This window comes from Halorubrum sp. FL23 (assembly GCF_052439115.2).
Lineage (GTDB): Archaea > Halobacteriota > Halobacteria > Halobacteriales > Haloferacaceae > Halorubrum > Halorubrum persicum.
This window is the reverse complement of sequence record NZ_JBQVRO020000023.1, coordinates 20,607-33,255: the sequence shown is the minus strand read 5'-3', so window position 1 is coordinate 33,255 and position 12,649 is coordinate 20,607. Positions and strand designations below refer to the sequence as shown.

Genomic DNA, 12,649 nt, shown 5'->3' with positions numbered 1-12,649 from the left:
CTGTTGGGAGGTAAACGACCTCTCTGAATTAATCACACCATGAGAAATGTTTGAAGAAGAGGATTTCAACAAAGCCACTATATCCTGTTTTCTTTATTCTACCGTCTGTCACTCCTCTCTTAGCGGGATTCCTCTTGGATACGCCCTGACCATCGTCAGGACAAGCACGCCCGCTACCACCGGAAGCACCGCGAACCGGGCACCCCCGTGTTATGTGTGACTCTCCTAACGATATCCCATATTCTTCACTTCCCTCACACGAATAAAGGTGTCTTGTGGGTATTCTATTGCCAGCGTTCTCTCCCACACTCAATGGAGACGTCGAAAAGCGGCGGACACACAACCATGTGTTAGCTATCGTCCGCAGATACATTGCCGAGCGCCCCAAGCCCGTCCATATTGCTGGCTGTGAAGAACACAGCTCCATTAACCAATACTGGTGGTACCATGACGTTGGGGCTTGAATCGAATGAGTAGTTCCAGCGCAACTCTCCCGATTCACGATCAAGTGCGCTAATCGTCTCCGTATTAGGTGCGATTTCGGGATCCCGAAGTGGCAGTACAACCGTTTCAGTTCCAACGCAGATCCCCGAGTGCCCAGCTATCGCGTCACGACGCCACCGTTCAGTTCCAGTTTCGCTATCGATCGCAGCGACACCATCCTCGCTAGTGACGTATACGGTACCGTCAGTAGCAGCTATTCCCTTGATCTCATAGTTCCCTTCGTCGTACGAGAACGAATAGAGTTCACCGCGTCGGTCACCGGTTTCCTTATCGTAAGCCACGAGCACTCGATTCTCGGAGACAAACACTCTATCTTGTACCACAACAGGTGGGGTAGATTCCGGGAGGGCCTCAAGTTCTCTTCGCCAGAACTCTGAACCATCCTCTAGTGAGAACGCTACGAGAAATGGCGTGTCATCTATGTATCCAACAACGAATATCTCCCCGTCGTACATTGCGGGCGCATGGGTGATCTGGCGAACCATGTTGATCTCCCACTGTTTTTCTCCGTTCGCTGCGCTGAATGCTTCAATACCGGTGCGAGACCCAACCAGTACGGTTCCAGTCGCTTCATCTGCGACAAGCAACTCCGAAAATTCGAACCCACTTATCGGCTCTGTCCATATTTGCTCGCCCGATTGGGGATCAAGTGCAACAAGTTCCGCGTCGTAGGCTATGAGGAATCGATCGTCGACGATGACAGTTCCGTTATCCCCGGTAGCGTTGAGAGTAGTTCGCCACTCTTCGCTGCCATCCTGCGCGTCGAGTGCGATCACGCTCCCATCGTTGCTCGGATCGAAGTTCGTCATATACACGATCCCATCGGAAACGACAGGCTGCCAGCGTGTGAACGCCTCCGATATCCAAGCCAACTCTCCTCGTGACGGGGCGGAAACGCCGGGCGAAAATGTATTTGCCCCGTCAGCACCGTACTGTGTCCACTCTCCGGTTGGATCCTCTGAGAACGGTCTGTTCGAGTCCGATAACGGAGACACCGAGAGACAACCCGAAAGCGAGCTCACCCCGACAACCGTGACCGAGAGAAGCGATCTCCGGTTCATATCATAATTCTCAATAGTATATTTATAAATTTTTTGTTGAACTCTCCAATAATCTCTGACTCTCTCTGCCGATGCCTCAACCACCATGACCAGTAGGGGAATCCCCACGGCCACCGCCGGCTCAACTGGCACTACAATTGATTAAGCGCACCGCGAGAGAGGGCACCAGCGAACCACATACAAGATGAGGCCGAATTTTCGACGATCTTATCCCAGTCGTCACGGTTACTGGGACCGTTCTCGACGATCGTTTCGTAGACCTGATCCGAATAGTTCGTCGAGTCGGCTGCTACGAACTCACAGAAATCTTTCATCGAGCCTTGCCACTGTGGACTACTGATTCCTTCCTCGAATTCATCAAGGAGATCGAATGGTGCGTCATCAGCATCCTCCCAGTTGTCTTCGATAAAGAGCCGATACGCATCATGGATCGTCCCCTGTGTGTTCAGTGATAATCATGAAGGTGGAAGGAGATCCGAGTCAATGACGTCTGAGCAGTCGACTGGAATCCCCTCCCACGCAGCATCGACGGCGTGATAGCCTGTCCACCCTTCACTTCTGAGAAGTTCAGCACACGTTTCACAAAACGCTGTTCGCGAGATGAGATCGTTATCGTAGAGAATGTAGAAGAGAAAAGTCGGTGGCACTACACGCGCCTCGAGGTCGCGGTTCTGAATCTCTCGACGGATCGAACGGCGGCCGTGAGCGTCCATCAACACCACGTAATCGACCGCCTTTGGATGCTGCACGAGATGCTGTTCCAGCGATTGCTCACCGGCATCAGCCCCATGCGGCCGAGGGACACTCGCGACACGTGTCAACGGTGTCTCTGTATCCTCAAGTGCATCAAGAACACGCGTACTACCGTGGTGAAGGCGATACGAGCGACTTCCTTCTGGAGCGTAAGAGCGGTTCTGCTCGTAATGGCGCTTTAGCTCCTGCTGGCAGACGTTCGTGGTCGTGAGTCCGATGTTCTCAGTAATACAATCCCATAGTGAGCTGTTCCCGACGGCGATCAGGGCGTCAGTATCGACGAGAATCGGATATTGCGGTTCATCAGTCGCCATTCAAACAAGATATTGGCTGGTATCGTCCTCGGCTGCCGCGGCGAACTCTTCGATATCTTCCTGGAGGAGGTCGAACTCCTCGCCAAGCAGCAGGCGAGTAGCCTCCTCGGAGATCTCACCTGCCTTGTAGCGTTCATAGAGGGTGATTTTGTCCTCGTCAGTCATGCTCCGACGGAGCATATCTGTAAGCCCCGCTCGGGCGAGTTCGCTGATATTGATCCCGCCGAGATGGATCGCATCGAGCTCGCCAGCCGCCTCTTTCAGCGCGCCCGCGCGGAATTTGATGGTATCGTCGTACGAGCCCTGACTCATATCTCTATATACGGGCTGCTGCCAGTATAAATGTTCCCCCAGTTGGGAACGCGTGGGTACAAACAATTTGCTTGCGAGAGGATGTTTCTGGCCGCCTTGGTTGTTAGATAACTCATATTCCAAACAAAAACAATTATTTGTAGCCGATCCGGTATTGAATAGGCTACGGCTTATTTATCGTAATGGAACCGATATCGAATCGGGTACAAGAGCGGGTTTCTATGTAACTGGCTGGAATTTGTCATATCTCCTCATGTTTTGTTAGACATCCATTGTGAGAAAAAGAAGTCGTGAACGTTTCGTGTCGTTCGTAAGTTAACAGACCCGTTGGAAGTTGAGACTACAGCGGGTTTAGCGGGTGTGAGATGCGTGATTTCGACTGAATCGGTGCGCAGATATCGGTTGGATGATGCCTCCGAGATCGGTTTCATGTCGGTCATCGAACTATTTCGGGAAATGACCGAAGTTCGCAAGAGCGCTGCCGCTCACGAGTCGGGGCACCCTCTGAGTCTCAGATGGTCGCTACCCGATCCCTGTCTCCTGCCGGAGCAATGTCAGCGTGTTCTGCGCCGTTACAACGGGTTCACGATCGTACACACCACCATTCTCACACTGAAACAGCATATCGATCCCGCGCCAGATCGAATACAGGAGACACGCAAACGCGAAATAAAAGAATCGCAGCACGAAATCTTTCGACGTTGTCGCTGCCATGAACCGCTTGATCGACTTGTAGCCTCGCTCAATGTCCCAGCGTTTCCCATATTCTGTGATGGCGCTGGGGTCGCCGTTGGTCATAAACACGGCGTACTGCCCGTGATCCGTCCGGTCTGAGTTCTTCTTTCGACGGTACTGGAGCGTCGTCTCGTGCCACTCGTTGTTGCCCAGATGGAGTTTGCGGTCGGTGACGTAGCGGTCTTGGTCGCGCTGAAGCAATCGTTTGGCCTGAGCTTTCTCGCTGGTGTGCATCCGCTTTGGCACAACATACGTGACGCCCCGGTCGGCTATCGCTTCGAGAATATGCTGGCTGTCGAACTCCCGGTCCATGAACACGCGGTCAACGTCGACAAGCCCCATTGCCGAATCGAGGAGATCCTCGACGATCTCTAGGCGGGTGTCACCCTTCCGGATGGGACGTGCGTCGAGAACCAGTGGTACGGAATCACCGACGAGCTGGACGGTCGCCCACTGATAGGCGTACTCGGCGGTCTTCTCTTTCGTGCCGATAATCTTGTCTTCGTGGCCCGTCCGGTCACCGGTGAACGGGTCGGCTTCCGTCGTGTCGATAGCGATACAGCTACGCTGGTACAGGCTTCGCATCTGGGCCGTCCGATTGACGAGTCGCTGGGCAGCCTCGCGATACATCTCACGGATGCGCTCGATAGACAGGGATCGTATCTGGTCTCGATGATTATGGCCGAGAGGCGTCCGCTCGCGTGTCGTGTCGTAGCGGAAGCTGCGGGCGCCCTCATTGGCAGCGAGGTTCTCTTGAAGGCCGAGATACGTTTGAAGATTCCAAAACGCGTTCTCGTGGATAGCACAACCACTCGCGCGGTCGAGCGAAAACACCGGATAGACGAGGTGGCTGACGTGAGTTGTGAGCTGTTGTTTGCGCTCGAACGCAGATGGGCCGGTCGTCTCGTCGTCATCGGTCTGGCGACGCGGAATTGTACGCGGCGGGGTGCGTGGAACCGAGACCCCAGCGTCGGACGCCTTGAAGAGGATCGTCCGCGCGGCAGTTTCGATACACTCGCGGAGGTCGGAGGTGAACCGATAGTGCCAACTCCGCCAGAGCGTCGACTGGTCGGGCACAGTCTCGAACCCGAGGCGACGGCGGAGAGAGGGTCGGTCTCCCAGATACGAGCAGAGTGCCGTTTCGTGGTCCCACCCGTAGAGTTCCTTGAGGAGAAACCCCCGGAATAGCGCCTTCATCTCGTAGGTCGTACTCCCAGCGTAGCGATCGTGAGCGTCGAATTCGACGTAGGCTAGTGGCCAGTGAGCGACGAACGCTTCGATAGAGTCGTGGGCGTCGTGGTCAAACCAGACGGTCGCGAGGACCCGGACATCTTCAGCAAGGCCGGTTGTTGAACTCCGGTCGTAGAGGGGCGTCGCACGATAGGCTGGCCAGTCGTAGTAGGACGTCTGGGCGATGCGACGGTACACAGCACGTCGAGAGGATCGTGTCGGTGTCATCGGACAGCGCTACTGTAACCGACGACAAAAGCTACTTTGGTGAAACACCCACTCGACAGTGCTCAATACAGCACCTGCGTGGATTGACGCACAACCCGGCCAGTAAAGTGTAGTGTGAGCGAACGACCACTATGCGACGGTCTATTCGGTACGCCCTCTCGACGGTTGTCGGTCTGGGAGTGATGACGCCGGTGGTAATTGTCGGTGGCAGTAGCCTCAGCGTCCTCGTAGCGATTCCGTTCATATACGGGGCGACAACAGAGCTCATGCTCGACAATCTCACAAAATTTCAACAAACTATGCGTGGCGAGTCACGGAAGATAGGGATGATTGGCGCCGGTATCAGCGCTGGAAGCACAACCGGCCTGCTACAACAGTCAGTCGCAGTAGGAATTGTGGGATTCGGGCTATTCATTTTCGGCATAGCGCTGACCATCGCAGATCCTGTAATCGTTGTAGACCCTGACAGTCAGTAGACCGGTACGGCTCGCGGTAACGAGCTGTATTGAGTGTTAAATACGCACCTTCCAACAACCAGTTGTTTCAGGCAAGAACCTATCTGAAGAAGAGGATTTCGACAGAGCCGAGCGTCATAAATCCAAACCGTTTTGATTGGGTAATTCATCCTCTTATTTAACCGGCTGTTATAATCTCGCTTATGAACCAATTCCAAATTCTTCCGGGAAATTGTGTGGTACATGATAACTATATCGAGATCGAAAGTAACAAAATCACTAGAGCTAAGCGTCTCCTGAAAAATAGCTATACACTACAAATAATTCTGTCAACAACAGCTCTCTATCTGATATTGTCTATTGTTTTTAATTCTAGTATATTTATCCGAGAAGTCGCGGTAAATGGCTTAGTTAGCGGTGTACTTTTAGGAGTCTTATTATTATCAGGAAAATACATTTACAATAGGTATTTTGGAGTCTCTGACAAAACTAAAATTGAGCTTGGAACAATCCAACAGATCATCTTATCCAAACCAAATAAGATCGGTCACCCACACATGATCATACAGTATCAGGAGAATGACTCTGAAAAACTCCGAGTAGTTCAATTGATGCCGACGTGGTCTAAGAGTGAAACAGGTACTCTATCAGATGTTGAAGATATTTTAGTCCAAAATGGGTTGAATGTGAAATATCGTGAGGATCTTGAGTAACTTTTTTTGACTTCAGCCGCGCAACCCCGGAAGTATCGACTGTAAATCGTTCAGTACAGGGAACGTATTTCCTATTGAAGTCAGTAATTGAAGTATGAACGAGGTCCTCCGTTTCGACTTGGAGAATCCGTGGGTATACCTATTCACGAACATTGTTGTCTGGGTCGTAGTCGTTAGTACCATCCAAACGGTTCTCTTCGACGGTGAGTTGACTGGTGCGGTCATCAGGGGAACTGGCGGCGGTTTCGTTTGTGGAATTACGATGCTCTATCTCAGGAAAAAGGACTGGTTCTGACACATTCGGTCAATACGCAGTTCTCATTGACAGGCTGTTTCAGACGATAATGTGTCTGAAGAAGAAGAGTTTAACAAAGCCACAGAGCCTATTCTTCCTCTCTGGATGTCCGGAACGATTCTTTGAGCGCGTTTCGAAGAATGCTGTTATCTAATTCATGTTCTTCAATCCCCTTACTGGTTGCTCGGAATCCGATTCCCTCGTCGTTCAGAAAAGCAACAATGAGTGGGTAAAGTTCCTGACCCCTTTCTGTGTCCTGAATCTCATCTGGCACCTCTATCATATCATACGATACTTCACCGTTCTCGACTTTTTCTGGGTCTAGGCCAATCCACGTGGCTATCGCTTGATCGTCCTCGTTAGTATAGTGGCGGATAACTTGGTAGAAATCGAATGGATCTTCCGGACGTATACCGCGCTGAACGATAGATTCTGTCTCCTCGTATCCTCGTTCGCGTATTTTCTTGTCGAGATCTGCGAATTTTGTGGTATCGTAGACCCTCTCCAAGAGCATATCTCGTTTCTGCCCAACCACCTGCTGCCTCGAATTTCCACGACCGTTTTCGTTATCCTTGCTCATTTTGTATTGCTATTCTAAAATTACAAGTGGTAGATACTAAATTGGTCCCCGTATCTGCTACGCTCGCAGACCAGTATACAACTCTACCGGATAGACGTGCGGTCGGCACGCAGACATACTGAACGGGTGACTCACCCCCTACTGACGTCGAAGAGAAGGAATGCATCGGTTCCACCTTCTGAAGCTGTGACCATATACATTGAGATAGTTGGTCTCATCTTCAGAGACCCCGCAGAAGTTCACAGTCTCGGAGGATGAGCTAGTTTTGGGTTGAATCGTCATCTATTCATGGTTATTCTCACCACTCAAGGACCGTTTTTGAATCTCTGAGTTTGAACTACCGGACAAGCGTACGAAATTGTATGGATTTTAGCGCTCCTGAATAGAGTTGCCACTCCCGAACGGCAGACTCAGCGAGATTTTAGCGGGTTAGTCGTGTGGAATCAATGCTGAGGCAACGAGCTCAACACACTCACCCGCAGTAATCACAGGTGCGTAGTCCATCTCGCCGTCAACGTCCGCTTTCAGCAGGAAGTCGGTGAGCCGCCAGATATTGTACAAGATGCGGGAGTACACGATCCAAGAAAAATTGTGACTTTTCATTTGTGTAAATAACTGGATTTCGGCCCATTCAGGATCCTACATAAATTTAAATATCCACGAATACCATGCACAATTAGAAACCAAATCATGGAACGGGACTGTAAAAAGCTCAAGCCACGCCTTATGAAAGAGTTCGTTGATGCGGCAGAGACATTCGATGAACCTCTCACAAGAATTACGGGATCGGGATTATTATGGACTGGACTACGTATATTCATTTTTACACATCTACACTCTGATTGGATGTGGTACGATGACGATATCGACATTCTCAAAATAATCGTACCAGAATCCGATCAGTGTCACAAGTCTCCTCCCGGAGAGGTCTGTACCGACTGTTCACACCAGAATAAAGATCAAATTGATCCGAAAACGCCTGCAGGAGAGCGGCGGATTATCGAGATCCCTAGAACGTATCAATGCTACTATACTGGGGAGACAAGACCGCTACAGCTGACGGAAGACCTCTTAGGCTATTTCAAAGTTACTGACGACTACGGGCGGGATACATTCCCGGTTCTAACTAACACACTCCGTAGGCGAGTACACAGGATTGCAGCCCGTGCTGATGAGAGGATGGGTGGAAAATTCCGGCGAGAGCGAGGTCTAACTCCGAAAACGGTAGATTGGAAGGATGAACCTATTCCGGATGTTACGCCACACGATCTCCGGGCGACACTCGGCACTCAAATGTATCGTGGAAATGAGGGCGATCCCGACAGAGCATCGCTCGAACAAATCGCAGCTGAGCTTGGGCATGAAAGTATTGAGACAACAAGAAAATACGCTGATTGGACGGATGCGGAAGTCGCAGGAAGCGGTGGCAGACGAAGCACGAAGTGATACAGGCGATGAGCAAGTACAGCGATCAGGAGTTACTCAATCAGATTCGGAGTCTTGCTGATGGGGAGAGACCACCAACATACCCAGAGTTTGAAAATTCCCCCGAAACAGCATCAGCGGAGACGGTGAGTAGGCGATTTGGAAGTTGGGATGGGGCTGTGCGTGCCGCCGGGCATACTTACAGCAATAAAAACTACAGCGATCAGGAGTTACTCGACCAAATTCGGAGCCTTGCTGATGGGGGGAGACCGCCAACAGGCCCAGAGTTTCAAGATTGCCCCGAAACAGCAGCATCGAATACGGTACGTAGGCGATTTGGAGGTTGGGACGGAGCTGTGCGTGCCGCTGGGTATACTTACAGCAATAAAAACTACAGCGATCAGGAGTTACTCGACCAAATTCGGAGCCTTGCTGATGGGGAAAAACCACCAACAGGCCCAGAATTTCGAGATTGTCCCGAAACAGTAGCAGTGGAGACGGTGCGTAGGCGATTTGGAAGTTGGGATGAGGCTGTGCGTGCCGCCGGGTTTACCCACAGCAATAAAAACTACAGCGATCAGGAGTTACTCGACCAAATTCGGAGCCTTGCTGATGGGGAGAAACCACCAACAGGCCCAGAGTTTCGAGATCGCCCCGAAACAGTAACAGCGAGCACGGTACGTAGGCGATTTGGAAGTTGGAATGAGGCTGTACGTGCCGCGGGATATACCCCCAGAAAAGAGGGGAAATATTCTGAAAAAGAACTCATAGAAGCCCTCAAGCGAGCATCCTCCGAGGGGGACGTAAAAAAGATCAAAGATGACACTGTTAGCAGCTGTGATTTCCCCTCTAAGGAGACGTATCGTCTCCAGTTTGGAGGTGTAGGAGTTGCAGCCCTTCGTGGGTCAATAAGCATTGATTGCTCCAGCCGTCAGAAGGCCGTTCCACTCAATAAAATGGAACTATGTCAGCTCGTTGAACAGATTCCTCAGATTGACCCGTATGACCAAGCAGTAATCATGGTGTCCCTTCTCACAGGATGCGATAAGAGCGAGCACAAGTGGGTAGCTAAAGAAGGGATTGAGGACACAAAGACAGGCCCAGTGATCATATTTCCACTAAAGGCCAAGAGAGGAAGCCGATCAGTTTCCGTTGGGGTTCTATATAATCAATTGGTTAAAGAGTTCGATCCAATTTGTTCTGGAAGACTCAAACAGTCAATAGAGTTCAGCGGTTATCCTCCAGAGGAGACAACTGCTCACCTGCCAATCCGTCGCACATCGAGAGCAATCAACTTCGATATAAATAGGCCGGTAGTCAATGACTTGGCATCAAGATCTGGTCCACAGGTCTTACAAAGGGATCTGCGTTGTACTCATTATCTCTTTGAGTATTGCCGGGGAGCATCACAAGCAATGTTAAAACGGCGGCTCGCCCTCTCAGACAACGAAATCGAGCACTACCATCGCTTTCTTGATGATCCAAAAGGCGACAATGGATGGTCAGTGAAAATTGAGTGACGAGACTGATTGTTACACTGCGATACATGTGTATCCGGGCAATATTGAGCGGCTCGGCGCTGACGATCCGCCCTACAACCTCTGGTTCGATGTCTTTGAGTTTGCTGCCGAGTGGGGACTCGAGATCTCAATCCTCCCGAAATCGTGGTACAACCTTGGGTCAACTGTCTACGTCGTCTTCTACCCGCCAGAGCGATACCGTTGAGTTCTCAGAGCGGTCCATAGCCGTTGTCGGGCGATACTGAAACCACGTTGAAGCAGTAGTGCTACTTGTCGACGTCGACGACAGTCGCATCTTCAGGCGGCGCGATATCGAGTTCGGCAGCGCCGTGTTCGATTTCCTCGAGAGTCGTCCCCTCAGCATCGGCGAACAGGTGGGTGAGCTCCTCGTCCGAGATTGTGTCGACGTTGGCCGGTGTTTTGTGGCTCATATTATCCTCTAGCCGCCGCGGTGATATTCGGGGGTGTCGGAACCTCTTGACTTCGCTCTTAACCAACACAGTAGACCGACATTGTCCAGATGTTGGTTAAGATCCGCGTTCCCACCAGTCGTCGACGGTTTGTTCGTCGACGTCGACGGTGAAGGTGACTCCGCAGTTACAGTGGACGCCGATCTGTGCTGCTCCCGGCGACATGTGCTCTTTCGAGGCCCCGCACCCCGGACAGTTGACGGCGAACATGGGCATACAGATGCTTGGTTGCGAGGGCTGAAAACAGTGGAGTCCCACACGTCAGGATAGCGTCGTTTATCCCGCAATCTAACCATACTCCCACCGAAAACCAGTAATAACGACGCTCACACCCACGAGAAGTCGTTCTTGTCGTCCTGCATCAGGGGGTCAGACCCCCGAGGATACACTTCGATAGTGAGTGTTTGCGGGAGGCACCTCATTTCGTCTGTTCATAAATCAAATTCCGCGATAGAAACTACGCGGCCAATCGCTCACGTTCTTCGAAGTTGTAGGACGGCTAAGTGTCTATTTATATATACGTATTCGTATGCGTATACGGATGCGTATATGTAGGTTAGAACTGCTCGCTGGCGTGTCTGGCGGAGGCGTTCCGGGCCGTGTCGAGGACTTCCGGCGTAGCCTTCTGAAGACCGAGACGGACGGCTAGCCGTAGCACCTCGCTCCTGTCAGTCCCGTCAGCATCGGCTTCACGCCCAAGTTCTTCCCGGAGAGCCTCTCCAACGTCGTCGAGGCCATCCGTCTCCTCCAGCGCCCGCACGAGCGCCGTAAGGCGCTCATCCCGAACCGAGAGTGTCTTCGAGATCTCGCCCGCCTCGACATCGGCGAGCAGCGCGACCATCGTGTCCTCTAGGTTGGTGGTCTCCTCACCTGGCGTGGAATACTCGGCACGTGTCCCGAGTTCCGTATCCTCTCGCAACTGCTCTAGTTCCTCGTCGTCGTCCGTCATCGGTCACCTCCCAGCCGCTCCACGAGAGCCTCCGCATCGGTCTCATATGCTTCGATGGCTCGCTGGGCTGTCTTCGACGGACGCTCCAGCGCGAAGAGCGTCCCGCCGTTCATCTGCGCGTTCTGTACGTCTTGAGAGCTGGGGATCTGCGCAGGAGCGAGTGCCTCCGGGTACTCGTCCTCGAACTCTTCGAGGTACGCCTTCCCCGCCTTTGTGCGCTCATCAACCTCGTTCAGCAGCACCATCACGAGCTCGATGTTGACGTCTTGCTCCTCCCGGATCGTCTTCAAGTCCCGCCGCAACTGCGCGGCCTGTCCCGCCTCGAATGGTCCGGGGCGGACGGGTGCGACGACGTGCTTCGCCGCCCAGAGGCCGTTGTACGCGATGTTCGACGTCGAACCGGGCAGGTCTACGAGGATGACGTCGTAGTCATCTTCCACGTAGCCGGTGAGGAACTCGTCGAGGCGACTGTATCGCTCCGCGGCCTCGTCGATATTCCCGAGCGTTGCGTCGAGGCCGTCTAGGCTCTCGTGCGCCGGGATGAGGTCAGGTCCTTCGCCGGTCGGGACGATGAGGTCCTCGACGGCCGTAGGGAGCTTCTCGGAGATCGTCTCCCACTGATCCTGAAATACCGTGGTGATGTTCGGCCAGCGGTCGTCATCGGCTTGGATGTCGCCCCAGAGACCGAAGTGTTTGGCGAGGTCGCCCTGCTTCCCGGCGAGATCGAGGAGCAGGACATCGTACCCGTGTCGGTCGAGAGCGACGCCCAGGTGCGCCGTCGCTGTGGTCTTCCCGACGCCGCCTTTGTCAAGGAAAGTAGCCGCTCTGAGTGCTGAATCAGGCATATACGCTTACGTATGCGTATACGGATACGTAAAAGTATGTCAGACACAACATCGGCAACCGGTATCTCCCCTCGCATTATTCTTTTAAGTAAGACTGGCTACAATACATGGAAATGAAGGGAGGAACGCCACGGCGTTCCAATTGTTCTCCTGCGCACAACCGCTTCGAGCGCGTCGTCTGTCGTTCAACTGTAGACAAGGCCTTTCGAGCCACTCGTATAGCGGTTGTCGCTCCCTTCACCTGAAAACAAGATGAGGAG

The 12,649-nt window shown here is 52.4% G+C and carries 15 protein-coding genes; 6 read left to right on the top strand and 9 right to left on the bottom strand.

Going from position 1 to position 12,649, the window contains the following annotated elements:
* Nucleotides 1-350: 350 nt before the first annotated feature.
* From ACT4MF_RS17355 to ACT4MF_RS17340, 4 genes are all read right to left on the bottom strand, one after another.
* A complete protein-coding gene (locus tag ACT4MF_RS17355) occupies nucleotides 351-1,697 on the bottom strand; it encodes a BamB-related PQQ repeat family beta-propellar protein (RefSeq protein WP_444683518.1) in 1,347 nt (448 codons plus the stop codon).
* Between the two features lie 323 nt (nucleotides 1,698-2,020).
* Nucleotides 2,021-2,632 carry a hypothetical protein gene (locus tag ACT4MF_RS17350; RefSeq protein ID WP_444683519.1) on the bottom strand — a complete coding sequence of 204 codons (612 nt, stop codon included), beginning with the start codon at nucleotides 2,630-2,632 and terminating at the stop codon, nucleotides 2,021-2,023.
* On the bottom strand, nucleotides 2,633-2,944 hold the full coding sequence (locus tag ACT4MF_RS17345) for a DUF8065 family protein (protein WP_444683520.1): 312 nt from the start codon (nucleotides 2,942-2,944) through the stop codon (nucleotides 2,633-2,635).
* A 522-nt stretch (nucleotides 2,945-3,466) separates the two neighbouring features.
* On the bottom strand, nucleotides 3,467-5,137 hold the full coding sequence (locus ACT4MF_RS17340) for a transposase (protein ID WP_049909263.1): 1,671 nt from the start codon (nucleotides 5,135-5,137) through the stop codon (nucleotides 3,467-3,469).
* Between the two features lie 182 nt (nucleotides 5,138-5,319).
* On the opposite strand from ACT4MF_RS17340, the gene ACT4MF_RS17335 reads away from it, so the two are divergent.
* The 3 genes from ACT4MF_RS17335 to ACT4MF_RS17325 all read left to right on the top strand — a co-directional run bounded on the left by ACT4MF_RS17335 (nucleotide 5,320) and on the right by ACT4MF_RS17325 (nucleotide 6,600).
* The gene (locus tag ACT4MF_RS17335; protein WP_049909290.1) at nucleotides 5,320-5,613 is read left to right on the top strand and encodes a DUF8153 family protein; all 294 of its coding nucleotides are present in this window, start codon (nucleotides 5,320-5,322) and stop codon (nucleotides 5,611-5,613) included.
* Nucleotides 5,614-5,795: 182 nt separating this feature from the next.
* Nucleotides 5,796-6,305 carry a hypothetical protein gene (locus ACT4MF_RS17330; protein WP_444683521.1) on the top strand — a complete coding sequence of 170 codons (510 nt, stop codon included), beginning with the start codon at nucleotides 5,796-5,798 and terminating at the stop codon, nucleotides 6,303-6,305.
* Between the two features lie 94 nt (nucleotides 6,306-6,399).
* Nucleotides 6,400-6,600, top strand: coding sequence for a hypothetical protein (locus tag ACT4MF_RS17325; RefSeq protein ID WP_004048670.1), 201 nt, complete (start codon nucleotides 6,400-6,402; stop codon nucleotides 6,598-6,600).
* A gap of 88 nt (nucleotides 6,601-6,688) precedes the next feature.
* Here ACT4MF_RS17325 and ACT4MF_RS17320 read toward each other — a convergent pair whose 3' ends face one another.
* Nucleotides 6,689-7,180, bottom strand: a complete 492-nt coding sequence (locus ACT4MF_RS17320; RefSeq protein ID WP_152421887.1) for a hypothetical protein — start codon at nucleotides 7,178-7,180, stop codon at nucleotides 6,689-6,691.
* A gap of 690 nt (nucleotides 7,181-7,870) precedes the next feature.
* Here ACT4MF_RS17320 and ACT4MF_RS17315 point away from each other — a divergent pair.
* Genes ACT4MF_RS17315 through ACT4MF_RS17305 form a run of 3 tightly spaced genes read left to right on the top strand, consistent with a single transcriptional unit; the run spans nucleotide 7,871 to nucleotide 10,330 of the window.
* Nucleotides 7,871-8,626 carry a tyrosine-type recombinase/integrase gene (locus ACT4MF_RS17315; RefSeq protein WP_444683522.1) on the top strand — a complete coding sequence of 252 codons (756 nt, stop codon included), beginning with the start codon at nucleotides 7,871-7,873 and terminating at the stop codon, nucleotides 8,624-8,626.
* Nucleotides 8,627-8,634: 8 nt separating this feature from the next.
* Nucleotides 8,635-10,125: a homing endonuclease associated repeat-containing protein gene (locus tag ACT4MF_RS17310; protein WP_444683523.1), complete on the top strand. Its 1,491-nt coding sequence runs from the start codon at nucleotides 8,635-8,637 to the stop codon at nucleotides 10,123-10,125.
* On the top strand, nucleotides 10,118-10,330 hold the full coding sequence (locus ACT4MF_RS17305; protein WP_444683524.1) for a hypothetical protein: 213 nt from the start codon (nucleotides 10,118-10,120) through the stop codon (nucleotides 10,328-10,330). Before ACT4MF_RS17310 ends, ACT4MF_RS17305 begins: the two co-directional genes overlap by 8 nt.
* Before the next feature lie 61 nt (nucleotides 10,331-10,391).
* On the opposite strand, the gene ACT4MF_RS17300 is transcribed toward ACT4MF_RS17305, so the two are convergent.
* From ACT4MF_RS17300 to ACT4MF_RS17285, 4 genes are all read right to left on the bottom strand, one after another.
* Nucleotides 10,392-10,556, bottom strand: a complete 165-nt coding sequence (locus tag ACT4MF_RS17300) for a hypothetical protein (protein ID WP_444683525.1) — start codon at nucleotides 10,554-10,556, stop codon at nucleotides 10,392-10,394.
* 96 nt (nucleotides 10,557-10,652) lie between these two features.
* Nucleotides 10,653-10,811 (bottom strand): hypothetical protein, encoded by a 159-nt coding sequence (locus tag ACT4MF_RS17295; RefSeq protein WP_444683526.1) that lies wholly within the window; start codon nucleotides 10,809-10,811, stop codon nucleotides 10,653-10,655.
* Between the two features lie 340 nt (nucleotides 10,812-11,151).
* The gene (locus ACT4MF_RS17290; RefSeq protein WP_444683527.1) at nucleotides 11,152-11,544 is read right to left on the bottom strand and encodes a DUF8115 family protein; all 393 of its coding nucleotides are present in this window, start codon (nucleotides 11,542-11,544) and stop codon (nucleotides 11,152-11,154) included.
* Complete coding sequence (locus ACT4MF_RS17285) at nucleotides 11,541-12,389, bottom strand: ParA family protein (protein WP_444683528.1); 849 nt, start codon at nucleotides 12,387-12,389, stop codon at nucleotides 11,541-11,543. Before ACT4MF_RS17285 ends, ACT4MF_RS17290 begins: the two co-directional genes overlap by 4 nt.
* Between the last annotated feature and the right edge of the window lie 260 nt (nucleotides 12,390-12,649).